Origin of the sequence: Phycicoccus sp. Root101 (assembly GCF_001426245.1) — a bacterium.
Taxonomy (GTDB): domain Bacteria; phylum Actinomycetota; class Actinomycetes; order Actinomycetales; family Dermatophilaceae; genus Pedococcus.
Map to the genome: position 1 here is coordinate 167,099 of NZ_LMCM01000007.1, position 25,726 is coordinate 192,824.

The 25,726-nt window shown below is 70.7% G+C and carries 23 protein-coding genes; 7 read left to right on the forward strand and 16 right to left on the reverse strand.

The window, feature by feature from the left end; genetic code table 11:
* Positions 1 to 6: 6 nt before the first annotated feature.
* Positions 7 to 684 carry an HAD-IA family hydrolase gene (locus ASC58_RS11465; RefSeq protein ID WP_056916215.1) on the reverse strand — a complete coding sequence of 226 codons (678 nt, stop codon included), beginning with the start codon at positions 682 to 684 and terminating at the stop codon, positions 7 to 9.
* 55 nt (positions 685 to 739) lie between these two features.
* Between ASC58_RS11465 and ASC58_RS11470 the strand changes: the two genes are divergently transcribed.
* Together ASC58_RS11470 and ASC58_RS11475 are read left to right on the forward strand one after the other, a co-directional pair.
* Positions 740 to 2,359, forward strand: coding sequence for a metallophosphoesterase (locus ASC58_RS11470; RefSeq protein ID WP_235529202.1), 1,620 nt, complete (start codon positions 740 to 742; stop codon positions 2,357 to 2,359).
* A gap of 6 nt (positions 2,360 to 2,365) precedes the next feature.
* Positions 2,366 to 2,701 carry a glyoxalase superfamily protein gene (locus ASC58_RS11475; RefSeq protein WP_056919391.1) on the forward strand — a complete coding sequence of 112 codons (336 nt, stop codon included), beginning with the start codon at positions 2,366 to 2,368 and terminating at the stop codon, positions 2,699 to 2,701.
* On the opposite strand, the gene ASC58_RS11480 is transcribed toward ASC58_RS11475, so the two are convergent.
* The 4 genes from ASC58_RS11480 to ASC58_RS11495 all read right to left on the reverse strand — a co-directional run bounded on the left by ASC58_RS11480 (position 2,698) and on the right by ASC58_RS11495 (position 5,711).
* Positions 2,698 to 3,618, reverse strand: coding sequence for a sucrase ferredoxin (locus ASC58_RS11480; protein WP_056916212.1), 921 nt, complete (start codon positions 3,616 to 3,618; stop codon positions 2,698 to 2,700). The genes ASC58_RS11475 and ASC58_RS11480 overlap by 4 nt on opposite strands.
* The gene (locus ASC58_RS11485; protein ID WP_082553222.1) at positions 3,615 to 4,853 is read right to left on the reverse strand and encodes a JmjC domain-containing protein; all 1,239 of its coding nucleotides are present in this window, start codon (positions 4,851 to 4,853) and stop codon (positions 3,615 to 3,617) included. The genes ASC58_RS11480 and ASC58_RS11485 overlap by 4 nt, the downstream gene beginning before the upstream one ends.
* A gap of 30 nt (positions 4,854 to 4,883) precedes the next feature.
* The gene (locus ASC58_RS11490) at positions 4,884 to 5,177 is read right to left on the reverse strand and encodes a hypothetical protein (RefSeq protein ID WP_056919392.1); all 294 of its coding nucleotides are present in this window, start codon (positions 5,175 to 5,177) and stop codon (positions 4,884 to 4,886) included.
* A gap of 126 nt (positions 5,178 to 5,303) precedes the next feature.
* Positions 5,304 to 5,711 carry a YkvA family protein gene (locus ASC58_RS11495; RefSeq protein ID WP_056916210.1) on the reverse strand — a complete coding sequence of 136 codons (408 nt, stop codon included), beginning with the start codon at positions 5,709 to 5,711 and terminating at the stop codon, positions 5,304 to 5,306.
* 157 nt (positions 5,712 to 5,868) lie between these two features.
* On the opposite strand from ASC58_RS11495, the gene ASC58_RS11500 reads away from it, so the two are divergent.
* Complete coding sequence (locus ASC58_RS11500) at positions 5,869 to 6,918, forward strand: SGNH/GDSL hydrolase family protein (protein ID WP_056919393.1); 1,050 nt, start codon at positions 5,869 to 5,871, stop codon at positions 6,916 to 6,918.
* A gap of 129 nt (positions 6,919 to 7,047) precedes the next feature.
* Here the strand turns inward: ASC58_RS11500 and ASC58_RS11505 are convergent, their stop codons facing one another.
* The 11 genes from ASC58_RS11505 to ASC58_RS11555 form a co-directional block, all read right to left on the reverse strand.
* Positions 7,048 to 8,325, reverse strand: coding sequence for a sugar ABC transporter permease (locus ASC58_RS11505; RefSeq protein WP_056916208.1), 1,278 nt, complete (start codon positions 8,323 to 8,325; stop codon positions 7,048 to 7,050).
* Positions 8,322 to 9,161, reverse strand: a complete 840-nt coding sequence (locus ASC58_RS11510; protein ID WP_056916207.1) for an ATP-binding cassette domain-containing protein — start codon at positions 9,159 to 9,161, stop codon at positions 8,322 to 8,324. The genes ASC58_RS11505 and ASC58_RS11510 overlap by 4 nt, the downstream gene beginning before the upstream one ends.
* A 110-nt stretch (positions 9,162 to 9,271) precedes the next feature.
* Positions 9,272 to 10,360, reverse strand: a complete 1,089-nt coding sequence (locus ASC58_RS11515; protein ID WP_056916206.1) for a sugar ABC transporter substrate-binding protein — start codon at positions 10,358 to 10,360, stop codon at positions 9,272 to 9,274.
* Positions 10,361 to 10,453: 93 nt separating this feature from the next.
* Entirely contained in the window at positions 10,454 to 11,650 is a 1,197-nt protein-coding gene (locus tag ASC58_RS11520) for an ROK family transcriptional regulator (RefSeq protein ID WP_056919394.1), read from the reverse strand.
* Positions 11,651 to 11,707: 57 nt separating this feature from the next.
* Positions 11,708 to 13,618 (reverse strand): glycoside hydrolase family 3 protein, encoded by a 1,911-nt coding sequence (locus ASC58_RS11525; protein ID WP_056919395.1) that lies wholly within the window; start codon positions 13,616 to 13,618, stop codon positions 11,708 to 11,710.
* A gap of 98 nt (positions 13,619 to 13,716) precedes the next feature.
* The gene (locus ASC58_RS11530; RefSeq protein ID WP_082553224.1) at positions 13,717 to 15,381 is read right to left on the reverse strand and encodes a glucoamylase family protein; all 1,665 of its coding nucleotides are present in this window, start codon (positions 15,379 to 15,381) and stop codon (positions 13,717 to 13,719) included.
* A 64-nt stretch (positions 15,382 to 15,445) separates the two neighbouring features.
* The gene (locus tag ASC58_RS11535) at positions 15,446 to 16,384 is read right to left on the reverse strand and encodes a carbohydrate ABC transporter permease (protein WP_082553225.1); all 939 of its coding nucleotides are present in this window, start codon (positions 16,382 to 16,384) and stop codon (positions 15,446 to 15,448) included.
* Positions 16,385 to 16,389: 5 nt separating this feature from the next.
* Complete coding sequence (locus tag ASC58_RS11540; protein WP_082553226.1) at positions 16,390 to 17,355, reverse strand: carbohydrate ABC transporter permease; 966 nt, start codon at positions 17,353 to 17,355, stop codon at positions 16,390 to 16,392.
* A 2-nt stretch (positions 17,356 to 17,357) separates the two neighbouring features.
* Positions 17,358 to 18,635: a sugar ABC transporter substrate-binding protein gene (locus tag ASC58_RS11545; protein WP_056916204.1), complete on the reverse strand. Its 1,278-nt coding sequence runs from the start codon at positions 18,633 to 18,635 to the stop codon at positions 17,358 to 17,360.
* An 82-nt stretch (positions 18,636 to 18,717) separates the two neighbouring features.
* The gene (locus ASC58_RS11550; protein ID WP_056916203.1) at positions 18,718 to 19,770 is read right to left on the reverse strand and encodes a LacI family DNA-binding transcriptional regulator; all 1,053 of its coding nucleotides are present in this window, start codon (positions 19,768 to 19,770) and stop codon (positions 18,718 to 18,720) included.
* 144 nt (positions 19,771 to 19,914) lie between these two features.
* The gene (locus ASC58_RS11555) at positions 19,915 to 20,856 is read right to left on the reverse strand and encodes a sugar-binding transcriptional regulator (protein WP_162246847.1); all 942 of its coding nucleotides are present in this window, start codon (positions 20,854 to 20,856) and stop codon (positions 19,915 to 19,917) included.
* 126 nt (positions 20,857 to 20,982) lie between these two features.
* Here ASC58_RS11555 and ASC58_RS11560 point away from each other — a divergent pair, with 126 nt between their 5' ends.
* From ASC58_RS11560 to ASC58_RS11575, 4 genes are read left to right on the forward strand one after another with little or no spacing between them, the layout of a single operon-like run.
* Positions 20,983 to 22,347 carry a sugar ABC transporter substrate-binding protein gene (locus ASC58_RS11560; RefSeq protein ID WP_056919397.1) on the forward strand — a complete coding sequence of 455 codons (1,365 nt, stop codon included), beginning with the start codon at positions 20,983 to 20,985 and terminating at the stop codon, positions 22,345 to 22,347.
* The gene (locus ASC58_RS11565; RefSeq protein ID WP_056916200.1) at positions 22,347 to 23,291 is read left to right on the forward strand and encodes a carbohydrate ABC transporter permease; all 945 of its coding nucleotides are present in this window, start codon (positions 22,347 to 22,349) and stop codon (positions 23,289 to 23,291) included. Before ASC58_RS11560 ends, ASC58_RS11565 begins: the two co-directional genes overlap by 1 nt.
* The gene (locus ASC58_RS11570; protein ID WP_082553228.1) at positions 23,291 to 24,187 is read left to right on the forward strand and encodes a carbohydrate ABC transporter permease; all 897 of its coding nucleotides are present in this window, start codon (positions 23,291 to 23,293) and stop codon (positions 24,185 to 24,187) included. Before ASC58_RS11565 ends, ASC58_RS11570 begins: the two co-directional genes overlap by 1 nt.
* Positions 24,187 to 25,698, forward strand: coding sequence for a mannitol dehydrogenase family protein (locus tag ASC58_RS11575; RefSeq protein ID WP_056919398.1), 1,512 nt, complete (start codon positions 24,187 to 24,189; stop codon positions 25,696 to 25,698). Before ASC58_RS11570 ends, ASC58_RS11575 begins: the two co-directional genes overlap by 1 nt.
* Positions 25,699 to 25,726: the final 28 nt, after the last annotated feature.

Below are 25,726 nucleotides of genomic sequence, written 5' to 3' on the forward strand. Positions count from 1 at the left end.
GCCAAACTACGCGTCGGTAACGACGCCCGTCACCCGAACGCGTCCCTCGACCACGGCGAACCTCGCGTCGGCCAGCGTCCCGACGACGGCATCGGCGATGAGGTCGGCGGGCGCCGTGGTCGTGGTGACGGCCAGGGTGGCGCAACCGGCCGCCCGGGCCGCTTCCAGACCGCCGGGGGCGTCCTCGACCACGAGGCAGTCACGCGGGTCGACACCGAGGAGCCGGGCGGCCAGGAGGAACGGATCGGGGTGGGGCTTCCCCTGCCGCACGTCGCTGGCCGTGACGACCACCCTCGGGGCCGGCAGGCCGGTCGCCGCGATGCGGGCGTCGGCCAGCGGCCGGGTGCACGAGGTGGCGATGGCGCACAGGTCCGCACCCGTGAGGGTCGCGAGCGCGTCGAGCGTCCCGGGCAGGACGGTGATGCCGTCGGTGTCGGCCGTCTCGATCGCCTCGATCCGGTCCACGGCGGCGTCCACGCGGTCGGCGGGCAGCAGCTTCTCGGCGATCCCCCGGGCCGGGACACCGTGGAACCCGACCAGTCGCGCCGGGTCCACGCCCTCCTCCTCGGCCCAGCGCAGCCAGCTGCGGATGACCACCGGGATCGAGTCGATCAGGGTCCCGTCCATGTCGAACAGCACGGCGGCGAAGTCTCGCCCGTCCAGCGTTCCCAGGGTTCCCGGCATACCGACCAGCGTAGGCAGCGCGTCGTGGCGGCGACGACCCGGTTACGGTGAGGAGGTGAGCCCGCCCGCCGAACGCCCACGACGCAGGCGGCGTGTGCCCCTTCCCCTGCTGCGGACCGGCGGCATCCTGGCGCTCGTCCTGGGTTCGATCCTCGGAGGCGTCGCGGCCACGACGCTGTTCCCCACCTCGGTCGACACGCTCAACTACGGCGCCGACCTGCGGCTGTCGGCCAACCCGGCGGACCTCGGCACGATCCAGTCCCCGACGGTGTTCGGTGACATCCACCTCGACTTCGCCGGCCCCGTCCCCGCCCCCGGGGTCATCGCCGAGGTGCAGGTGAAGGAGCACATCACCGACCTCCTGGCCCGTCCCAACATCTCCATCAGCTCGCTGCAGCCCGGCCCCCTGGAGCTCGAACGCGCCGCACGGGACGCCGGCATCGGGCTGGCCCTGCGCTTCGCCGGCGGAGCCCTCGCGGTCACCCTGCTCGCCCTCGCCGCGTATGCCGCGTGGGCCCGACGGCGCCCGCGCGCCAGTCGGCTCGGGGTCGCCGCGGCGTGCTGGGTGGTCGCCTGCGCGGTGACGTTCGCGAGCATCGGCCTCGGGTACCGGCCCGAGCGGCTCGACCGGTTCACCACCACGGGCATCCTCGGTGCCGTCCAGCGCAACGCCGACCTGCTCGCCGGGGTCGAGACCCGCGCGGAGCAGACGACGCCGTACCTGAAGAACCTGCTGGCGCTCTCGGCCGCCCTCCAGGACAAGTACTCGCCGCAGGTGCTGGGCAAGCCGGTCGCCGCCCGGCTGCTCCTCGTCTCCGACATCCACGGCGCCAACCAGTACCCGCTGATGAAGACGATCGTCGCGGAGGAGGACGTCGACGCGGTCATCGACGCCGGCGACCTCGTCAACTTCGGCACCCTCGCCGAGGCGCAGGCAGCGGGAGTCCTCGACGGCATCCGTTCGCTCGGTGTGCCGTACGTCTTCGTCAAGGGCAACCACGACGCCCGGGCATCCAGCGACACCGAGCTGCTGCGCGCGCTGGCGAAGATCCCGAACGTCGTCCTGCTGGAGCCCGACGACGACAGCTACACGGTCCAGAGCATCGGCGGGGTGCGCATCGCGGGGTTCAACGACCCGCGCTGGTTCGGCGACGACAACCGTGACAACGCCGCCAAGCAGAAGGCGCCGGCGGCCCGCTTCGCGGCCGCCATGCAGGACCTGGCCCCGCCGGACGTGCTCGTCGCCCACGAGCCTGGCGCCGTCGACGCGATCGACCAGAAGTCCGGCGTCAAGGTCCACGGGCACATGCACGTCGACCAGCTCGAGGGCAACACGATCGGGGTCGGCACCTTCACCGGCGGCGGCGCCTTCAGCCACTTCCTCCAGGCGGCCAAGGACGAGGAGCTGACGGGCCAGCCGTCGGCGTTCGACATCGCCGCCTTCGGGGAGGACTGTCGCCTGAACTCCCTGACGCGGTACCAGTTCCGCAACGTCATCGAGGGCCGTCCGGCGTACGACGACGTCACCCTCATCAACGGCTCACGCATCGAGTCGACCCTTCCTCCGGTCCCGACCCCCGCCGGGACGGGCACCACCTCCACCCCGGCGGCGCCACGGACCTGCTCCGCCGACCTCCCGCCGACGACGGAACGGGTCGCGGCTCCCCCGCGTTGACCGGCCATGGCGACCACCGAGAGCATCGTCCCCATCCTGCGCGTGGCCGATGCGGCCGCTGCCCTGCCGTGGTGGGAGCGCCTCGGCTTCGCGCACGTGCACTCGCACCGCTTCGCCGACGGCATGCCGGTGTTCATGACGATCCGTCGCGGCGACGTGCACGTGTTCCTCTCCGAGCACCTCGGGGACGCCGTTCCCGGAGGTCTCGTCTACCTGTGGGTCACGGACGTCGACGCGGTGGCACGGGAGTTCGGCACGCAAGTCGAGGACAACCCGTGGGGACGTGACACCGAGGTCGTCGACCCGGACGGCAACCGGGTCCGCGTGGGGCAGCGCGCCTAGGGTGCGTCGTCCACGCCGGGGATGCGCAGGGCCCCCACGGTGTAGGCGTAGGCCGACGACGGTGCCGACGCGCGGCAGGTCAACCGCTCCGGTGGGCTGACGGTCCGGGCGACGTCGGCCTGCACCAGCACCGGCAGCCGGCCGGTGCCGAGGACGGTGACGCGGAACGACTCGTCGCCGAGCTCCTCGCAGAGGGCGTCGCGGACGTCACCCAACCCTGCGGGTCCGTAGTCGGTGAGGACCGCTCCGAGGGCGGCCTGCACCGCGGGTGGGTGGGTGGACACCCCGCGGAAGTGGTGCGGGGTCACGGTTCCCCGCAGGTGCGCCTCCACGACCCGCAGGGCCGACGTGGCGTCGAGGTTGCCGTAGTACGCCCCGTCCGGCAGCAGGAGCACGTTCGGCGCGAAGCGGTCCCCGCCGATGTGCGAGCACTCCCAGGTGCGGTCGGCCCACCGTTGCGCCAGGGCGGCGACGACGGGTCGCCCACGGACCGCGCAGCACAGGTCGTGTCGCCCGTGGGTGCAGACGAGGACCAGGGGCGGCGTCGAGCCCGCCCGGGCGGTCGGCGGCGGCTCGGGACCGGAGCGCATCACCTCGGCCGCGCCGAGGAGGTCCTCCGGATGGCGCCAGCTGCCCCACTGCTGGGTGCCGTCCCGGTCGACGACGACCCAGGAACGCACCTCCCGGTGCGGCCGCCGGCCGGGGCGACGGATGAGCAGCGCCCGCCCCCGGACCGCGAGGGCGGCATCGTGCAGGGCGCGGCCGACCGGCCCCTCGAGCCCCGGGCTGCTGAAGGCCGCCGGGAGCCACGGCCCGTCGTGCTCGACGAGCAGCCACCGCAGTGCCGGTGCCGCGGACGCCGACAGGGAGTCGCCCCTGACCCGGGCCTCGGTGGCGCAGTGCGGGGGCGTCGTCACGCCGGGACGGCGATGCCGGCGATGACCAGCCGGCGGGCCAGGCCCACGCCGAGCAGCGACGCCGTCGCCCCACCCTCGTCGAGGAACGCCCGCACCCGGTCGACCTCGCCCGGCTCGAACCGCAGCGTGCCCGCGCGACTGGTCAGCACGGCATACCCCTCATGGAGGGTGAGGTCGGCCTCGAGGTGGGGCCGCATCCGCAGGGCGGTCTGCTCGTCGAGGTCCTGGGCCAGCGCGTGCTGGGCCAGCGGGCCGAGGGGCGCCGCCCGCTGGGCGCCTCGCAGGGTGGCCGACAGCGCGGCGGACAGGTCCGTGGCGTCCAGCTCCGCGACGGCCCGCTGTATGGCGGCTCGCACGATCTCCACGTCGGCGGCCCGCGCGGCGGGGTCGGCGAGAGGGGTGCCGAGCGGAAGCGAGGCGCGGACGGCCGGGTCCTGCGCCGCCCTGGCCAGGGCGGCCTTGAGCATCTCGTCGGCGAGGTGGTGACGGGTCCAGGAGTGCACCCCGACGGTCAGGTGGGTGCTCACCCCACCCAGGGCAGTGGCCGAGTGGAGGTAGCCGCGCGGGAGGTAGAGGCAGTCACCGGGTTCGAGCGTGGTCTCGATCATGGGGACCTCGCGCGCAGCCTCCTCGACGGCGGCTCGGCGGTCGGTCCACGGCTGGTGGCGCAGGGGGCTGTCGAGGACGGGCCGGCGGATCCGCCACCGCTTGGTGCCGGAGACCTGCAGGACGAACACGTCGTGGACGTCGTAGTGGTCGCTGAACCCGGTGTTCTGCGGCGGGGTGACGTAGGCGTTGACCTGGGTCGGGTGGCCCAGGTCGGCAGCCAGCTGCTGGGCGAACTCGACGACCGGCCCCCACGTCCGGTGCAACCCCTGCAGCACGAGGGTCGCGCCGTCTGCGAACTGCCGCAGCACGAGGTCGTCGCTGGACTGGTCGGCGATCGCGGCGCCGGTGCCGCCGCCCCGGGTGAAGGCGCGGTCGTTCAGGGTCGAGCCCTCCTTGGCCATCCGCAGGAACGGCGTCCGCAGACCGCGTGTGGAGATGAGCTCGTCGACCGCAGCCTCGGAGAAGAGGTCGTCGAACGGCAGCGGCAGGTCTCGGGCCCGAGTGAGGAGGGGCTCGGCCCCCCAGTGCTCAGCGGCGAAGGTGTCCGCGTCGATCGCGACGATTCGGCGCAGGGCAGGGTGCCCGCTCGGCGGAGCGGGCACCCTGCTGCTGGTCGTCGCTGTCACAGGTCGAAGTGGCTCGGTGGACCGGGCCGCCTAGCTCGCGCCGCCGTCGGCACCACCGTCGTGGCCACCGGCGTTGGCGCCACCGTCGGCCGGGCCCTCGCCAGCGCCGCCATCGGCACCACCGTCAGCGCCACCGTCGGCACCGCCATCAGCGCCACCGTCGGCGCCACCGTCGTGGCCGCCCGCGTTCGCGCCACCGTCGGCCGGGCCCTCGCCCGCGCCGCCGTCCGCGCCGCCATCGGCACCGCCGTCGTGGCCTCCGGCGTTCGCACCGCCGTCAGCCGGGCCATTGGTCTCCGTGGGGTCGAGAGGGGTCTCGCTCATCGCTGTTCTCCCTTGTCTGTCGGGGCCGGCCTGGGGCCAGGCCGCGCGGTCGGCGACACTCGCCGCCCTCACCTTCCTATTGCACTTCGCGGGTCGGCGCCACTGCTGGAGCGACATCCGCGCAGGTCAGGGGGTGGTTCGCAGTCCGGCCACCCGGCACAGGGCGGCGAAACCGTCGGACGTTCCGCGCCAGTGACGTCGCAGCTCGTCCAGACCCACGGTCCGGACCACCGAGCGCAGGGTCCACACGACCACGACCACGTCATCGGCATACCCGATGACGGGGAGGAAGTCGGGCACGAGGTCGAACGGCATCGCGAGGTAGGCGAGCAGCAGCCCGAGGCGCACCCGGACGCCACGCGGCTGGACCGGGTCGGCGGCGACGTCACGCACCAGGCGCAGGAGGTCGGGCAGCAGTCGCACCGACTCGCCCAGCAACGACCCCCGAGGGCGGACCGCGACGAGCGCGACGAGCAGGGCGAGCCAGGTGACGACCAGGCCCGCCGCGACTCCGACCAGCAGTTCGCGCCACACGTCGACGAGTCTGTCAGGGCCGCTCCCCCTGCGCCGAGGGGCCTTTGTCTCGGTCAGAGAGCGTTAAGGAGTTGGCAAGGGTTCAGCGCCGAACCGCCACAAAGCACCCACCCGGCCTACTGTGCGGAGCACCGTTCCAGTGGACCAGGGAGTGTCAATGGCGATGACCCGGACGTTCGGCGCGATCACGGCCCTCGTGGCCGGCACGGCGCTCACGTTGTCAGCAGCACCCGCGAATGCCGCGGGATCCTATGTCGCACTAGGCGACTCGTACTCCTCGGGCACGGGGACCCGCACCTACATCAACGACGGGACCTCGTGCCAGCGGTCGGTCTACGCCTACCCGTCGCTGGTCTCGGCCAGCAAGGGCCTGACGCTGAACTTCCGCGCCTGCTCGGGGGCCACGGTCGCCGACGTCACCAGCACCCAGCTCAGTGCACTCTCCGCGTCCACGACCCAGGTGAGCATCTCGGTGGGCGGCAACGACGCCGGGTTCGCCGACGTCCTGACCGAGTGCGCCCAGCCCGGGTGGGCCAGCGACTGCAACGGCGCGATCGACGGCGCGCAGTCGATCATCAACGGCACCATCCCCAGCCGGCTGGCGACGCTCTACTCCTCGATCCGGTCCAAGGCGCCGAACGCCAAGGTCGTCGTGGTCGGGTACCCGCGCATCTTCATGGGCGAGGACTGCAACGCGTTCACGTGGTTCTCGCCGGCCGAGGAGTCACGGCTCAACTCCACCGCCGACCTGCTCAACAGCAAGATCTCGTCCGCCGCGTCGGCCCGGGGGTTCAGCTTCGTCAACCCCACGAGCCGCTTCACGGGCCACGCCGTCTGCGACTCGGTCGAGTGGCTGAACGGCCTGTCCAACCCCATCAGCGACAGCTACCACCCGAACGTCGCCGGCCACCGCGACGGGTACGCCCCGCTCGTCAGCACTCCTCTGACAGGGGGTGGCCTCAAGGTCTCTGCGGCAGACCTGCGCACTGCCCGGGCGAGCAGCAGCCGCCTGGCCGACCAGCAGCGCCGTTACGCCGCAGCCGATTCCACGATCGCGCCCGAGGTCGTCCGCATCCCCGACCTGGGCTCGCCGGCGATCAGGGCTGCAGCGCAGCGCGCCGGGGTCGACCTGTCGAGCCGGGCCAGCATCGACGCAGCGGACCGCGCCTGGTCCGCGCACCAGGCGAAGGCGTTCGCCGCCCGCTGACCGACCCACGCCGCCCCGACCCGACACAACCGACCCGACCCGACACGGCAAGACGCCGGTTGTGCGGCATCCCGCGGGACGACGACCCGAGGTATGCCGCGCAACCGGCGTCTGGCGTGAAGGCGAGGTTCAGGCGCGACCGTGGGCGGCGCGGCTGCGACGGCTCAGGGAGTCGACGATCACGGCGAGCAGCAGGACGCCACCGGTGATCATGTAGCGCTCCGGCGAACCGAGGTTGACCAGGCTGAGGCCGTTCGAGATCGACTGGATCACGAGGATCCCCAGCAGCGCCGAGTAGGCCGTGCCACGACCACCGAAGAGGCTCGTGCCACCGATGACGGCTGCGGCGATGGCGTTGAGGTTGGTGTCCACACCACCGCTGCCCTGGTTGGCCGAGGCGAGTCGACCGGCGGCCAGGAGGCCACCCAGCGCGGCCAGCGTCGAGCAGAACACGAACACCGTCACGTAGATCCGGCGCACGTTGATGCCGGCCCGCCGAGCAGCCTCGACGTTGCCGCCGATGGCGAGCACCGAACGGCCCCAACGGGTTCGGCGGATGACGAAGTCGAAGACGACGACCAGCGCGACGAACAGCAGGAACATGTAGGAGACGCCGCGGTCGCGGTTGAGCACGTACACCGGGATGCCGAGCAGCACGAGCAGGGCGACGGCGCGGACGGCCAGGGCGACCACCGGGGTCGTGGACAGGCCGGCAGCGGTCCGGCGCTGGTTGGCGCGCAGCCGCGTCGCGACGTACACGGCGACCACGACGAGGACGAGGACGTAGGCGACGGCGTCCGACAGGAAGCTCGCCTGCGCGAACTTCACGAGCCCGGAGTCGAACGGGATGTTGATCGACCCCTCCTTGCCCAGCACCTTGAGCTGCAGGCCGAGGAAGGCGAGCAGGCCGGCCAGGGTGATGACGAAGCTGGGCACACCGAACCGGGTGTACAGCAGTCCGTACACCGCACCGATGACGGCGCCGGAGGCCAGGGCGGCGAGGATGGCCAGGGGCAGCGACCAGCCGTGGCCGACGAAGCCGACCGCGAGGATCGCCGCGGACAGGCCGCTCATCGAGCCGACGGACAGGTCGATCTCGCCGAGCAGCAGCACGAGCACGATGCCGAGCGCGATGGTCCCGGTGGCTGCACTCTGCTGCGTGAGGTTGACCAGGTTGCGGCTGGAGAGGAAGGCGTCGTTGGCCAGCTGGAACACGCCCCAGATGACGATGAGGCCGACGACGACGGGCAGCGACCCGAGGTCACCGCTGCGCAGCCGGGACAGGAACGCCCGGAGGAATCCGGACACCCCCTGCGAGGCGATGAGGCGCTCGTCCTGCAGGTCCGCGGGAAGGGCCGCGGTCGTGTCGGCGGACTGCGCCTCGGGCGTGGGGGTGGGCGCGCTCATGACTGCTCCTCCGAGGTGGACGGGGTGCCGTCCGGGGTGGTGGCCGGGCTGGACTCGCGGCGGGCGGCCCGCTGGGAGACGGCGTTGGTCGTCGCGCCGGTGATCGCGGCGATGATCTCCTGGCTGGTCGTCTGGCTCACGGCGAAGGTGCCGTTGTTCCGGCCGAGGCGCAGCACGCTGACGCGGTCGGCGACGGCCATGACGTCGGACATGTTGTGGCTGATGAGGATGACGCCGAGACCGTTCTCGCGCAGCCGTTCCACGAGGTTCAGCACCTCTGCGGTCTGGGCGACACCGAGCGCGGCCGTCGGCTCGTCGAGCATGACCACCTTCGGCGCACCGAGCAGCGACCGCGCGATGGCCACGGTCTGTCGTTGGCCACCGGAGAGGCTCGCGACGGGGATGCGGACCGACGGGATCTTCGCGCTGAGCTGGCGCAGCAGCCGCCAGGACTCCTGCTCCATGGTCACCTCGTCGAGGGCGCGGCCCGTGTAGAGCTCGCGGCCGAGGAAGAGGTTGGCCACGACGTCGAGGTTGTCGCAGAGCGCGAGGTCCTGGAACACCGTGGCGATGCCGAGGTGCTGGGCCTCCGCCGGGCTGCTGACCGTGGCCTGCTTCCCGTCGAACGTCATCGTGCCGCCGTCCGGGGTGTACACCCCGGCGATGGTCTTGACGAGGGTGGACTTGCCGGCGCCGTTGTCACCCACGAGGGCGACCACCTCTCCGGCGTGGACGTCGAAGTCGATGTCCTTCAGCGCCTGCACGGCACCGAAGCGCTTGCTGACACCGGTCAGCGACAGCACTGCTGTCGTCGCCGGGGAGAGAGTCGCGGTCATGTCAGTCCTCCGGTGGTTCTCGAGGGGTCACGGCCCGAGTCTGGGGGGCCGGGTGTGCCTGCGGGTGGGAACGCGCCGGTCGGCGCGTTCCCACCCGTGGACGGAGCTCGTCAGCTGATGCCGGCAGCGGTGCACGCCGCGGCGAACGAACCGGCGCAGATGTCGGCGACCTTGTAGACGTTGTCCTTGACGATGGTGTCCTTGATCGTGTCCTTGGTGACGGCGATCGGGTCGAGGATCGTCGAGGGCACGCCCTCGGTGTCGGTCGTCGAGGCCGGCTTCTGCTTGTTGGCCAGGGCGATCGCGGCCTTGGCGGCAGCCTCGGCCTCCGGCGGGATCGGCTTGTAGATGGTCATGGCCTGGTCACCAGCGAGGATCCGCTGGATGGCGGCGATCTCGGAGTCCTGACCGGTCACGGGCGGCAGGGGCTTCACGCCGCCGGCCTTGAGGGCGGCGATGGCGCCACCGCCGGTGCCGTCGTTGGCCGCGTACACGCCGACGAGGTTGCCCTTGACCGCGGAGATCTGGCCCTCCATCCACGCCTGCGCCTTGTCGGGGCTCCAGTCCGGGGTGTCGTACTCGGCCGCGACCTTGTAGCCGCTGGAGTCGATGACGCTGTGGGCGCCCTTCTTGAAGCTGGCGGCGTTCGGGTCGGTCGGCGAGCCGTTGATCATGACCAGGTCGCCGGAGGTCTTGCCGTCCTTCTTGAGGATGTCGACCAGGGTCTGGGCCTGGAGCTTGCCGACGCTCTCGTTGTCGAAGGAGACGTAGTAGTCGACGCCGGAGATGAAGCGGTCGTAGGCCACGACCGGGACACCCTGGCCCTTGGCGCTGGCGGCGATGGCCGCTGCGGCCTTGCCGTCCACCGGGTCGAGCACGAGGACGTTGGCGCCCTGCGTCAGCGCGGCCTCGGCCTGCTGCTGCTGCTTGCTCGCGTCCTGGTCGGCGTTGCTGTAGATGATCGAGCAGTCGGCGCAGTCCTTCTTGACGGCTGCCTCGAACAGGGGACGGTCGAAGGTCTCGTAGCGCGTGGTCTTGGACTCGGGCAGCAGGAAGGCGATCTTCTTGGCCTTGGCGCCACCGCCGCTCGAGGACGAGCCGCCGGAGGAGTCGTCACCGCTGCCACAGGCAGCGATCGTTGCGAGGCCGAGGCCAGCCACGAGAGCGGCCCCGGCGAGACGAACGGAACGGGTGGGCATAGCTGAACTCCCTTGGTAAGACACCGGCATCCACTCTGGTGCGGGCTTGGGTCGAGTTAAGCGCCGTCACCCGCTTGGCGTCAAGAGTTGAATTCAAGAAATAGACGCGGCACCGACGAGGACACCCTCGTTGGCCGGCAGCAGGGCGGCGGCCGAGACCAGGGCACCGACCACGTCGGCGTCCGTGTCGAGCTCGCCGAGCACGACCTCGACGGACGCTGCGGCACTCGGTATGGCGCACCGCTCGAGGGAGGCGCGCAGGGGTCCGGTGATGATCGTCCCCACCTTCGCCAGCTGCCCGCCGAGCACGACGACCTCGGGGTTGACGAGGTTGACGACGCCAGCCACGGCCACCCCCAGGTGGCGTCCGGCGTCCTCGAGGACGCGCCGGCAGCCGGGGTCGCCGTCGAGCGCCCGGTGGATGACGTCGCGCAGGCTGAGCGGGCCGTGCGAGGCGGCCAGCACCTCGAGCAGGCCCCGCGAACCGATATAGGTCTCCAAGCAGCCACGGTTGCCGCAGCGGCACACCGGGCCGTTCTCGTCGATGGTCATGTGGCCGATCTCGCCCGCCGTGCCGGCAGCCCCGCGGAAGATCTCACCGTCGAGGATGAGCCCCGCGCCGACGCCGTGCGAGAGCTTGATGTAGACCGCGTGCTGAATCCCTTGCAGCACACCACACCTCAGCTCACCGAGGGCAGCGAGGTTGGAGGTGTTGTCGACGATCACCGGGGCGTGGAGGCGACCCGCCATCTCGTCGGCGACGGCCACCCCGCGCCACCCGGGCAGGATGCTCTCGCTGCCCACCTGGCCGGAGATGCGGTCGACCGGAGCAGGGATCCCGATCCCGACGGCGCGCACGTCGGCCATCGTCTTGCCGGCCTTCTCGACCAGGTCGAGCAGCAGGCGGGAGGCCCGCTCCATACCCTCGTCCGCGGCGTGGTCGGCGGGCAGCGGCATGCGCTGGCGGCCCACGATGTCGCGCGGCCCGGTGCCGATCGCCACCCGCACGTCACGGTCGCCGAAGGCGATCGCGGCGAGCAGGGTGTTGCCGGTGGCCAGCGACACGAGGACCGCCCGCCGGCCGTTGCGGATGCTCGGCTCGAGCTCGACCGCCCCGGCCGTGTCGAGGTCCCGCACGAGGTTGGACACGGTGGCCGGGCTGAGGCCGGTGAACCCCGCGATCTCGACCTGCGTCATCGCCCCCTGGTCGCGCAGCGCTTCGAGGACACGCAGACGGTTGGCTTCACGCAGGGACGCCTGCGAGCCGGGAGCCGCCTGTGATGGATTCACGGCTTAAACATAAAGGGACAGATGCTCGAATGGGTAGACCCGAACCGACCCCGGGGTTCAGGCGGTCCTGACGGTGTCGTCGACAGCATCGGTCGTGTCGGTGACACCATCGCCGACACCGGCGGCGGCGCCGACCGTGAGGCCGTGGCCGAACGCGAAGAGCGGGTCCTCGAACCCGGGCACGTCCTCGCCGTGCCGGCGGACGTCCTCCATCGAGCGCGGGAGGTCGAACGGGAGCCGGCCCTGCGGGGCCACGGCCCCGGTCAGGGCGTCGAGCAGGGCGGTGTCGCTCGAGCCATAGCTGCCGACCACCGCCGCCGCGAACGGCAGCAGCGGCGTGACGATGGCCGGCCGGTCCAGGATGACGTCCACGACCAGCGGGCAGTGGGCCGCGATGCGCGCCAGCCGGGCGACCAGACCGGGCGGGAACTCCAGCGAGCCCTGGTGGAACCACGACTCCAGGAACAGGTCGCTGCGCGCGTCGAACGGCGCGTGCAGCCGCACGACCGCGACGTCGGCGCCCTCAGGACTGGCCGCGGGCACCCCGACGGCCTCGATGGCCGTGGTGGACACGTTCTCGGCGTAGATGCGCGCGCCGGTGGCCAGCGGGAGCGGTGCCTCGAGGGCGTCCGTGCCGTTCTGGAGGACGGTGACCGACCGCGCCTGGGCGGCGTGCCCGGCGGCCCGGAAGTCGGCTCGGCCCACGGTGCGGGCAGCCAGCTCCTCGTCGACGTAGGGGTCGTCGAACAGGCCGAGCCGGAACTTCACGGCGAGCAGGCGGCGGGCCGACTCGTCGATGCGCTCCTCGGTCACCCGGCCCTCCTTGACGAGGTCGAGGAGGAGGTCGACGCACTCCTCGCCACCGAACTGGTCCGCCCCCGCGTGGAGGATGAGCTCCATCCGGCCGTGGGGGTCGAGGTGCTCGACACCCCAGGCGCGCGCCGGCAGGACCTGGTCACCGACGTGGTTGTCGTTGACGAGCTCCCAGTCGGTGACGACGACGCCGTCGTAACCGAGCTTCTCGCGCAGCAGGCCGGTGACGATCTGGCGGTTGTAGCCGAAGCCGACCTCCTCGATCTGCTCGCCGTCGATCTCGAGCCCGACGGGCATGCCGTAGTAGGGCATGATCCCGGCGGTGCCCGCCTCGATCATCGGCGGGAACGGCTTGAGGTGGTCGGCGAAGCGACCGCCCGGGTAGACCTGCTCGCGGCCGTAGGGGAAGTGCGCGTCCTCGCCGTCCTTCTGCGGGCCGCCGCCGGGGAAGTGCTTGCTGGTGCAGGCGATGCTGTCGGGACCCAACGAATCCCCTTGAAAGCCAAGGAGGTACGCGACGCCCAGCTCGGTCACCAGGTCAGGGTCCTGGCCGAACGTGCCGGCCTGCCGGGCCCAGCGCGGCTCGGTCGCGAGGTCGAGCGTCGGGTGCAGGGCGGCCCTGATCCCGACCGCGCGGTACTCCTGCCGGGCGACGTCGCCGAACTCGCGCACGGCGTCGACGTCGCGCAGCGCCGCGAGCCCGAGCGGCTCCGGCCACTGGGAGAACGCCTTGGCGCTGAAGGAGACCCCGGAGTTCTCGATGAAGGCGTGGCGCGGGTCCGTGGAGACCGTCACGGGTATGCCGTGCGGCGTCTGCTCGGCCAGGGCCTGGAGTGCGTTGTGCCACCGGGCCGCCAGGCGCGCGTCCTCGAGGTGGTGCACGTTGAAGTGCGTGAGGTGCTTGGTCAGCACGACCTCGCTCGTGGGGGACTTGCTGATCGCCCCGGGCGATTCGAGGACCGTGCCGTCGGCACCGGCCTCGATCACCGTCTGGAACATCAGGCCCACCTTCTCCTGCAGGGACAGCCTGCCGAGCAGGTCCTCCACCCGCCGCTCGACGGGGAGACGGGGGTCCTCGAAGGGGTCCATCCGGCCGTTGCCGTTGAGGTCGCGGTACTCGACACCATCGGGTGAGGTCTGGCGGGCCGGCTGCATGGAGGGTCCTCTCGAGGGGTCTGCGTCGTGTTCGTGGAGGGGGTGCGTGGCCGGGGCGGGGGGAACCCCGACCACGCACGTCTCTGGGGTGGTGCCGGTCAGGCGATGCCGGCGCCGAACTCCTCCGCGCCGATGACCGGGCGCAGTCGGCGCTCGACGTCACGGGTGCTGAACGCACGACGGATCACGTTGTCCGCCAACACGTTGCCGATGGCACCCATGATCATCGCCTGGTCGAGCGAGAGGTACCGGCGGGCGATCGTGCCGGAGTGCACGGCGACGGCGTCGAAGAAGCCGCCCTTGCCGTAGGCCTTGAGCTCGTCCTCGATCTTGGCGAGGTTGGTGAACGCCTGCCGGGGCTCGTGCATCATCGCGAGGAACGAGGCGTGCGGCGTGACGACACCGTCGCCGAACTTCGGCGTGGGGTTGGTCCCGGCGCGGCACTCGCCGAAGCCGACGTCGACGTTGGTCTTCTCCTTGTCGGAGAAGTAGCCCTCGGGGTTCATGCCGAGCCGGTCGACGCCGTACTCGCGGTACCCGGCGAAGGGGTCGCTGGCGGGCGAGAAGCCCCAGTAGCCGTAGCCGGCCTCGTCGAGGCCGTGCTCGCGCTGGGCGCGCACGTGCAACGGGTGGTTGAGGCCCCAGCTGCGCGGGGCCCAGCTCGCCTCGGGGACGAAGACGTCGGGCATGAGCTCCTCGAACATCGAGCCACCCCAGCCGGGGACGATGTGCATCCCGCGGTAGGTGTAGGCGCCCTCGTAGACGTCGACACCGAGGTAGGTGCGGTTCTCGCCGACCGGCTGCGACTCGGGCCAGGCCCAGTCGCAGGTCGCCGGGAAGGTGCGCCACATCGCGAAGTAGTGGTTGGCCGGGACCTGCCCCGTGAGGATGCCGAGGTAGCTCGTGATGCGGGTCTCGGACACGGTCGTGTCGTAGTGGTGGTTCGTCAGCCAGACGTCGGGGCCGACGCCGATGTGGTTGCCGTAGAAGCCGTCGGTCCGGTTCGGGGGCTGCACGACGAAGAACCCGCCGTGCATCAGGCCCGGCTTCCGTGAGGCGTTGGTGTCGTAGAAGCTGTCCCAGCGCATCCGACCGAAGAGCTTCTTCGCCAGGGGCGCGGAGCCGGGGTCGGCGGTCATGACGACCTTGAGCGCGGCACCGAGCCAGCCGTTGTCGACGCTCGAGAGGAACGGGTCCACCCGGTCGCCCGTGCCGGGCCAGGACGTCAGCTTGGCGCCGGTCGCCTCGTCGTACCAGTTGTAGTACATGCCACTCGGCTCGTGGTGCTCCATGCGGAGCAGGGTCGACAGCGTCTGGCGCAGCCGACGGGTGCACTCGCCGCGCGAGATGATGCCGAGGTCGCGGGCCACGACGGCCGACCACAGGTAGCCACCGATGTTCGTCGGCGACGTGTAGCCGGAGCGGTCAGCGGCGGTGAGGCCCTCGTTGATGTTGTCGGCCGGGAGGCCGGTCTTCGGGTCGGTCATGGCCACGAGGCTGTGCCAGGTGTCCTTGGCCCAGCGCCGGACGCGGTCCTTCTGCACGCCGGCGCCGGCAGCGCCACCGAGCACCACGGGTGCGGCGGCTGCAGCAGCCGGAGCGGCCGAGGCGCGCTGGGTGGTCAGGCCCACGGCCGCGGCGGCGGTCGCGCCGACGAGCAGCTGGCGACGGCTGGGTGCGACGCGGCCGGCGGCGGAGAGGGCGGAGGCCGCCGAGTCCGGTATGACGAGCGGTGACTGGGTGGGTACGTGGAGCTGGGGCATGGGTGAGACTCCTTTGTCGGGATCGGTCACGTGGTGCCGTGCTGGTGGCGCGGTGGCGCCGGGATCACTTGATGCCGGTGGTGGCGATGCCCTCGATGAACTTGCGCTGGAAGGCGAGGAACACCGCGAGGACGGGGATGACGACCACGGTCGCGCCGGCGAGGAGCAGGCCGTAGTTCGTGCTGTTCTGGCCCTTGGAGTAGAGCGCCAGCGCGACGGGAAGGGTGTAGGTCTTCTCGGACTGCGCCACCACCAGCGGCCACAGGAAGTTGTTCCAGCTGCCGAGGAAGGTGAGGATCCCGAGGGTCGCGAGGGCCGGTCCGCACAGGGGCAGGATGATCCGCGCGAAGATGCGCAGCTCACCGGCACCGTCCACGCGCCCGGCGTCGAGCAGGTCACGCGGGAGCCCCGAGATGAACTGCCGCATGAGGAACACGCCGAACGGGCTGACGAGGAAGGGCAGGATCAGGCCGGGCAGCGTGTCGATGAGGCCGGCGTTCGCCACGAGGACGAACAACGGCACGAACGTCACGACGCCGGGGATCATCAGCGTCGCCATGACGATGCTGAACAGCGCCTTCTTGCCCTTGAAGTCGAGCATGGCGAGGGCGTAGCCGAGCATCGAGCAGAACAGCAGGTTGCCGGCGGTGACCGCCACGGCCACGACGATGGAGTTGGTGAAGTACGTGCCGAAGTCGAGTCGGGAGAACAGCTGCGTGTAGTTGTCCAGGGACGCGGAGTGCGGCCACCAGGTCGGGGGCGTCTGGCGCAGCTCACCCTCGCTCTTGAAGCTGCCGAGCACCATCCAGGCGAACGGTGCGACGACGGCGACGAGGCAGAGGCTGAGGATGCCGTAGAGCCACCAGCGGCTGGACTGCTTGCTGCCCGCCATCGTCGCGTTGGTGCCGACGGGTTCGGTGGGCCGCGGGGTACGGCCGAACCGGCCGCGGGTGGACTTCGGGGCGGGGACCGGCGTCGTGGCCTTGTCCGTGGTCGTGGTCATGGCGATCAGTCCTTCTCGCGCAGCAGTCGGAACTGGATGGCGGTGACGACCGCGATGACGATGAAGATGATGTAGCTCAGCGACGCGGCATACCCGTAGTTGCCGAAGCCGAACTGCTTGTAGGTGTACATCGACATCGAGATCGTGCTGTTCAGCGGGCCACCGTTGGTCATCACGAAGGGCTCCTCGAAGAACTGGAGGTAGCCGATGCCCGTGGTGACGGAGACGAACAGGATGGTGGGTCGAAGCATCGGGAGCGTGATGTGCCGGAACCGCTGCCACGCACCGGCGCCGTCGATCGCGGCTGCCTCGTGCAGCATCCACGGCACGGCCTGGAGGCCGGCCAGGAAGATGATCATCGCGGTGCCGAAGTTGCGCCACGACGCCATGAGGATCAGGGCGGGCATCGACCAGTTCGGGTCACCGAGCCAGTTCGGGCCGTTGATGCCGAACCAGCCGAGCACGGTGTTGATCAGCCCGGAGTCCTCCTGCAGCAGGAAGCGCCAGACCACGGCCACGGCGACGATCGAGGTGATGACCGGGAGGTAGAAGCCGAGGCGGAAGACCGAGCGCAGCTTGGTGATCCCGCGGTCGAGGACCACGGCGGCGGCCAGCGCCATCGTCAGGGTCAGGGGGACCCCGACGAGGACGAAGTAGGCGGTGTTGCGGGCGGCCTGGAGGAACTGGTCGTCCGAGAGCGCCTTGGTGAAGTTGTCCAGGCCCACGATGTCGACGGCGAACGGGGTCTTGAGGTCCCGGGCCCGCGTGTCCGTGATGCTCATGAACAGGGACTGGATGACCGGCCACACCGTGAAGGTGAGGAACAGGAGGCAGAACGGCAGGGCGAGGATCCAGGCGGCCCGGCCCTCACCGAACGCGCCACCCCTGCGCGACTTCGCGGTCCCCCCGCGGGGCGGCCGACCGGTCGGGTCGGCCTCCCCGCGAGTGGTGACCTCTGATGTGGCGGCCATGACTACTGACCGGTCCCGATGGACTCAGCCTGCGACTGGACGGACTTCAGCGAGGCGCTGGTGTCGGCGTCCTGCTTGGTGATCTTCTCAAGCTCGGTGTCGAACTGTGCGACGACCTGCTCCCACGTCGCGAACGACGGCGGGGCCTGGGCGGTCTTGAGCTGCTCACCGAAGACGGCCAGCTTCTTGTCGGCGGCGATGGACGGGTCCTGCCACGCGCTCTGCACGGACGGCAGGTCGGTCGACTGGGTGTACCACTTGGCCTGGGTCTTCGGGTCGGCCAGGAACTGGGTGAACTTCCAGGCGGTGTCGCGCTGCTTGGAGTTCTTGAAGACGACGAAGTCCGAGCCGCCGACGAAGGACGAGGAGGTCTTCTTCGTGGGCATGGGGGCCACGGCGTACTTGTCCTTGAAGCCGGCGCCGCCGACCTTCTCGACCGCGGACATCATCCACGGGCCGGAGATGAACATCGGGACCTTGCCGCTGGCGAAGTCGGGCTCGGTGGTCGGGGTCGCCGGGGCGGCCTTGTCCGAGATGCCCTCGTCGAAGTAGCTCTTGTAGTAGTCGACGGCTTCCTTGATCTCCGGGGAGTCGAAGTTGTAGCCCTTGCCGCCGTCCTTGGTGAGGTCGGCGCCGTTGGACCAGGCGAACGGCATCACGGTCTGCCAGGAGCCGGTGCCGCCGGCCTGCAGGCCGATGCCCCACTTGGCGCCGGCCTTGGTCTGCATGCCCTTGGCCATCGCCTTGAGCTCTTCCCAGGTCTTGGGGGCCTCGGTGAAGCCGGCCTTCTTGGCGAGGTCGGTGCGGTAGTAGACCAGGCGCGTCTCGACGTACCACGGGATGCCGTACGAGGTGTCGCCCACCTTGGTGGTGTTCTGGGCACCCTCGAAGAACTGCGAGGTGTCGATCGACTTGGGCGTCGGGTCGAGCGCCCCGAGACCGGCGAACTCACCCATCCACGTGGTGCCGACCATGGCTGCGTCGGGCGTCTTGCCCGCCGTGATGGCGGTGGTGAACTTGTCGTGCGCCGCGTCCCACGGGATGGCGGTGACGTTGACCTTGGCGCCCGGGTTGGCGGCCTCGAAGTCCTTGGCCAGGGCCGGGAGCTTCTCGCCCTCGGCGCCCATGGCCCAGACCGTGATCGTGCCCGTGGCCTTGCCGGAGCTGATGTCCTTGCCGGTCTCGGCGGCGGCGCTGCCGCCGCTGTCACGGCCGCACGCGGTCAGCGTGAGGGCGGCGGCGGTCATGGTGGCGACCGCGATCGCAGAGGTGCGTCTCATCGGGGTGTCTCTCTTTCATCGGGGTGAGGGGGACGGACGGGAAGGCAGTGGCGTGCGCCGATGGGGCGTCACGCGGGGCGCCCTAGGGCTGGGCGCGGACGGCCACCGGAGGCGGCGGGCAGCCGCAGGAGGCGCGGATGACCAGGTGGGTCGGGATGATCTGGGCGCCGCGGGGGGCGGCCGAGCCGGTGATGCGCTCGTGGAGGAGGTCGGAGGCGCGGGCGCCGAGCTCGCGCACCGGCTGGCGGACCGTCGTGAGCCCGGGCTCGACGTAGCGAGCGGTCATCACGTCGTCCCAGCCCACGACCGCGACGTCCTCGGGGACGCGCAGCACGCTGCCGCGCAGCCGCACCATGACGGCGAGGGCGAGCTCGTCGTTGGCACAGACGAGGGCATCGGCCTCGAGGTCACCGCGCAGCAGGCGGTCGGCGAGGGCGGTGCCGTCGTCCTCGCGCAGCGCCACGGGCACGGCCTCCGCCGCCACGATCCCGGCCGCGGCGTGGGCGGCGACGAACCCGGCATACCGGTCGCGGATGTCGGGACCGGACGCGGGGTCACCGACGAACAGGACGCGACGGCGACCGTGGCGCAGGACGTGCTCGGTGATCTCGCGGGCGCTGGAGGTGTTCTCCGAGCGGACCGTGTCGACGTCGGCGCTCTCGTCACCGGCGATGAGGACGACCGGCTTGCTGCCACCGAGGGCCGTCACCGTCTCGTCGGGGATCGCGGACGAGCCGAGCATCGCGAGGCCGTCGACGCGGGTCGCCAGCTTCCGCACGGCTCGGGGCAGGTCGGCCTTGCCCTCGGCGAGCATCAGGACGACGCTCTGCCCGAGCTCGGCGGCACGGTACTCGAAGCCCATGAGGAGCTCGGAGTAGTAGGGACCGGAGAGCTCGGGGAGGACGAGGCCATGGGCCTCGTGGTGCCGCACGGCGAGGCTCCGGGCGGCAGCCAGTGGCACGTAGCGCAGCTCCTCGGCGGCCTCGAGCACCCGCTTGCGGGTCTTCTCGGAGACGGCCTGGGAGCCCTGCAGCACGCGGGACACCGAGGCGATCGAGACGCCGGCGCGCTCGGCGACGGAGTAGATCGTCGCCCCCGCGGGGTGTCTCGTCGGGTGTCCCGAACTGGTGGCCATCAGGCTGCCTTCCTCGTTGAAAGCGCTTACAAATCTGTTTCGACCATGCCAGAGGACAGGCGACTGCGCAAGGCCCCGGGCGTGTCGGGACGCCCTGACGGCCCGGCGCCGACCTCGCCTCCTGAGCAGCTGGGGACGCGGAGGTCAGTCGGCCAGGAGGCTGTCGGCGAGCTCGTGGTCGACGACGAGGCCCTGGACGAGGCGGCCCTCGAGGGCCGCCCGGACCGCGGCGCCCTTGGCCCGGCCGGAGGCCACCGCGATGACCTCCGGTATGCCGCTCAGGGCTTCCGCGTCGATGGTGATCAGGCGCGCAGCGACCTTGGGGCGCAAGGGTTTTCCGTCTGCATCGAAGAAGACGCCGGCCAGCTCGCCGACCACCCCGCGACTCGCGAGGTCGAGCTGCTCGGCCGCGTCGAGCAGGTCGTGAATGGTGGACCCGCCAGCGCTCCAGTGCCCGATCCCGACGACCGCCTTGGTCACCGCCGAGGCCCGCGCCAAACCCTCCGCGACGGCGGGTTGGCGGCGCAGGGCGTCGGCGCTGGCCTTGGTGTCGAGGACGAACGGCGCGTAGAAGACACGGGCTTTCCCACCCCCGAGACGAGCCGCCCGCCGCACGATGTCGACGGCGCTGCTGTCGAAGTCCGGCAGCGCGATCGCCCCCGTCAGCTGCACCACCTCGACCCGCGGCAGGGACGTCAGGGCGCCCACCATGGCGTGCACGTTGCGCGACCACGGCAGCCCCAGGACGTCGTCCTCGACGAGCACCTCCGACAGGAGGTCGGCCGCGGCCTTTCCCAGCTGCTGCCGGACCGCGCCCGGGTCGGCGTCGGCGGTGTCCACGACGACGGCGTGGGCGAGGCCGAAGCGCTCCTGCAGGCGGGCGGAGGCATCCACGTCGAGCGAGCCCTGGCGGACGATCTCGATCCGCACCAGGCCGCGGTCGCGGGCCGACTCGAGCAGCCGGGCGACCTTGAAGCGACTGATCCCGAGCTCGTCGGCGATCTCCACCTTCGACCGGTGGTGCAGGTAGTGGCGGCGGGCCACGGCAGCGAGCAGCACCAGCTCGGCGGGTCCGTCCTGCGCCATGTCGCCCATCCTCACCGTTGACAGGTACCGGGTGCGTCGATTTACTCAAGGTACTCGTTTGGGCATCATCGCGCTCATATGAGCGCGAGTCAAACGAGAGCCGTCAAAGGCGACGGAGGAGGACGCGTGCGTAGTCGAAACTCCCGGGCCGCGCTGGTCGCATCAGCGATCGGCCTGGCCCTCAGCCTCTCGGCGTGTGCCGGGTGGGGCGGCGGCGGAGTCGGCGGCGGTGGGGCGGACAGCATCAACGTGCTGATGGTCAACAACCCGCAGATGGTCGACCTGCAGAAGCTCACCGCCGAGAACTTCACGAAGAAGACCGGGATCCGGGTCAACTACACCGTGCTCCCCGAGAACGACGTCCGCGACAAGATCAGCCAGGAGTTCTCCAGCCAGGCCGGCCAGTACGACGTCGCCTCCCTGAGCAACTTCGAGATCCCGATCTACGCCAAGGCCAAGTGGATCGCGCCCCTGGACGAGTACCTCGCCAAGGACACGGCCTTCGACCAGGGCGACATCCTCAAGCCGATGACCACCTCGTTGTCCAGCGACGGCAAGGTCTACGGCGAGCCCTTCTACGGCGAGTCGTCCTTCCTCATGTACCGCAAGGACGTGCTGGAGAAGAAGGGCATCACCATGCCGGCGAAACCGACCTGGCAGGAGGTCGCCGACATCGCCGCCAAGGTCGACGGCGCCGAGCCCGGCATGAAGGGCATCTGCCTGCGCGGGCAGCCCGGCTGGGGCCAGATCTTCGCTCCCCTGACCACGGTGGTCAACACCTTCGGCGGGACGTGGTTCGAGAAGAACTGGACCCCCGGTGTGAGCTCCCCCGAGTTCAAGCAGGCCGTCCAGTTCTACGTCGACCTCGTCCGCGCCCATGGGGAGAAGGGCGCGCCGCAGGCGGGCTTCACCGAGTGCCTCAACAACCTCGTCCAGGGCAACGTGGCCATGTGGTACGACGCCACCTCGGCCGCCGGCTCACTCGAGGCGGACGACTCGCCCACCAAGGGCAAGTTCGGCTACGCCCCCGCCCCCGTGGTCAAGACCGACAGCGCCGGGTGGCTCTACGCCTGGTCGTGGTCCATCCAGCAGGCCAGCACCAAGAAGGACAACGCCTGGAAGTTCATCTCCTGGGCGAGCAGCAAGGAGTACGAGGAGCTCGTGGGCTCCCAGCTCGGCTGGACCAAGGTGCCTGCCGGCAAGCGGGCCTCCACCTACGAGAACGCCGACTACCTCAAGGTCGCGTCGGCCTTCGCCGAGCCGACCAGGTCCGCCATCGAGGCCGCCGACCCGGAGAACCCGGGAGCCCAGCCGCGACCGGCGATCGGGATCCAGTTCGTCGACATCCCCGAGTTCCCGGACCTCGGCACGCAGGTCAGCCAGGACGTGAGCTCGGCGATCGCCGGAAAGACCACCGTCAACGAGGCCCTCGACAAGGGCCAACAGCTCGCCGAGGACGTCGCCGAGCGCTACCAGTCGAGGGGGCAGTGATGTCGTCGAGCACCGCAACGAGACCGCCGACCGAGCAGGTCCGCAACCCCGAGCCCAGCAAGGCCCTGCGCCGTTCGGGCGACTGGGCGCGCAGGGCGCCCCTGCTGCCGGCCCTGATCTTCGTGATCGTCATGACGCAGCTGCCCTTCGTGGCGACCCTGGTCATCTCGTTCATGAACTGGAACGCCTACTACCCGGACGAGCGCGGCTTCACCGGGTTCGACAACTTCGCCCGCGTCTTCACCGACACCAACACGCGCCAGGCCGTGTTCGTCACGATCCTGCTCACCGTCTCCGTCGTACTGGTCAGCCTGGTGCTGGGACTCGGCATCGCGCTCCTGCTGGACCGCAAGTTCCGGGGCCAGGGCATCGTCCGCACGATGATGATCACGCCGTTCCTCATCGTCCCCGTGGCCGCGGCACTGCTGTGGAAGCACGCGCTCTACAACCCGGAGTACGGACTGTTCAACGGGCTGCTCAAGACGGTGTTCGGGGACAACGCCCCCCAGCCGGACTGGATCACCAACAACCCGCTCATCGCGATCATCGCGGCGCTCGTCTGGCAGTGGACGCCGTTCATGATGCTCATCCTGCTCGCCGGCCTGCAGAGCCGGCCGCTGGACGTCGTCGAGGCCGCCCGCATCGACGGCGCGGGAGCCTGGCAGATCTTCCGCTCGATGACCCTGCCGCACCTGCGCCAGTACATCGAGCTGTCGGGTCTGCTCGGCGCCATCTACGTGGTGCAGAACTTCGACCACGTCTTCACCATCACCAGCGGTGGTCTGGGCACGGCCAACCTGCCGTACTTCATCTACCAGACCTTCTACACCGCCCAGGACTACGGACGGGCCTCCGCGGCCGGCGTCGTCGTGGTGATCGGCACGATCCTCATCGCGACCGCAGCCCTGCGCACCGCGTTCAGCCTGTTCAAGGAGGAGTCCTGATGAGCACCACCACCTCGAGCACCGGGACCTCGGACGCGGGGACGTCCTCCGGCACTCCGCGCCATACCGAGGTCCGGCACGCGAAGCCGCCACGCTCCGGGATCCTGCTGTCCGGCGCAGCCTGGGTGATCGGGTTCCTGTTCGCCCTCCCCGTCCTGTGGATGATCCTCACGTCGTTCCACAACGAGAACGACGCCGCCAAGAACCCCCCTGACGTGTTCGCGCCGTTGTCCCTCGACGGTTACCGCTCCTTCTTCGACGCAGGACCCTGGCCGCCCCTGCTCAACTCCCTCACGGCGAGCATCCTGTCGACGGCGCTGGTGCTCCTGCTCGCCTTCCCGGCGGCCTACGCCCTGTCGATCCGTCCGGTGAAGAAGTGGACGGACGTGCTGTTCTTCTTCCTCTCCACCAAGATGCTGCCGATCGTGGCCGGCATCCTCCCGCTCTACCTCTTCGCGCAGAAGGTGGGCCTGCTCGACAACATCTGGTGGCTGATCCTGCTCTACACCTCGATGAACCTGCCGATCGCGATCTGGATGCTGCGCTCGTTCCTCGCCGAGGTGCCGGTGGAGATGCTCGAGGCGGCCTCGGTCGACGGGGCGTCCCTCACCCGGACGCTCAAGGACATCGTCGCCCCGGTGGTCATGCCGGGGATCGCCTCGGCAGCACTGATCTGCTTCATCTTCAGCTGGAACGAGCTGCTCCTGGCCCGCGTGCTGACCAGCACGGTGGCGGGAACGGCGCCGGTGTTCTTGACTGGGTTCGTGACCAGTCAGGGCCTGTTCCTCGCCAAGGTCTGCGCAGCGTCGTTCGTGGTGTCGCTCCCGGTGCTGGCCGCCGGGTTCGCCGCGCAGGACAAGCTCGTGCAGGGCCTGTCGATGGGGGCCGTCAAGTAATGGGGACCACGCCCGTCCGGCTCGCCGAGGCCCACCTCGGCGAGCTGGACCCCCGGGTGGCCCGCCCGGCCTACGACCGGTCGCAGGTGACGGCGGGCATCGTCCACTTCGGCGTGGGCGGGTTCCACCGCGCCCACCAGGCGATGTACCTCGACGCCCTGATGAACGACGGCGAGGCCCTGGACTGGGGGTTGTGCGGGGTTGGGGCGCTCCCCCACGACCGCCGCATCATCGACACGCTCAAGGCCCAGGACGGCCTCTACACGCTCGTCGTCAAGCACCCGGACGGTCGGCGCGAGCCCCGGGTCATCGGGTCGGTGGTGGAGCTCCTGTTCGCCCCCGACGACCCGCAGGCCGTGGTCGACCGGCTCGTCGACGAACGCACCCGCATCGTGTCGCTGACCATCACGGAGGGCGGCTACCTCGTCAACCAGGTGACGGGGGAGTTCGACGCCGATGACCCGTCGATCCAGGCCGACCTGGTCGACGGCGCCGTCCCCAGCACGGTCTTCGGCTACCTCACGGCTGCCCTCGCCCGGCGCCGGGACGAGGGGCGCGCGCCGTTCACCGTGATGAGCTGCGACAACCTCCCCGACAACGGCGACGTGGCCCGGCGGATGATCTGCGCGTTCGCGCGGCTCAAGGACCCGGGCCTCGCCGACTGGATGGAGACCGAGGTCGCTTTCCCCAACTGCATGGTCGACCGGATCACGCCGGTCACCGCTCCCGAGGACATCGAGCGGCTGCGCGAGGAGTTCGGCGTCCAGGACGACTGGCCCGTCGTGTGCGAGCCCTTCACCCAGTGGGCGCTCGAGGACCGGTTCGGGCAGGGGCGTCCCCCGTTCGAGGACGCCGGCGTGCAGATGGTCGAGGACGTCGTGCCGTACGAGCTGATGAAGCTGCGGCTGCTCAACGCCAGCCACCAGGCGCTGTGCTACCTCGGCCACCTCGCCGGCTACCGCTACGCCCACGAGGTCTGCCAGGACCCGTTGTTCGCCGGCTTCCTGCTCGCCTACATGGAGCGCGAGGGCAGCCCGACCCTGCCGCCGGTGCCCGACGTCGACCTCGACGCCTACCGCCACGAGCTCGTCGCGCGGTTCGCCAACCCCGAGGTGCGCGACACGCTGGCGAGGCTCTGCGCGGAGTCCTCCGACCGCATACCGAAGTGGCTCGTGCCGGTCATCCGGGCGAACCTGCGCGACGGCGGCGTAATCGAGAGGTCCGCGCTCGTGGTGGCGTCGTGGGCGAGGTACGCCGAGGGGCGCGACGAGCAGGGGAAGCCGATCGAGGTCGTGGACCGGCTCAAGGACCGCGTCATGGCCGCGGCCGCGAGACAGGGCGAGGACCCGCTGGCGTTCATCCGGGACCGCGACCTGTTCGGGGACCTCGCCGAGGACGAACGCTTCGCCACGGCGTACACCGCTGCGCTGGAACGCTTGCACGACGTCGGCGCACGGGCAACGCTGGAGGCCCGAGCGGGCGACGACGCCCGACCGGTTCCCACCGCGTGACCTGTCTCGACACCCTCGAACCGACGTT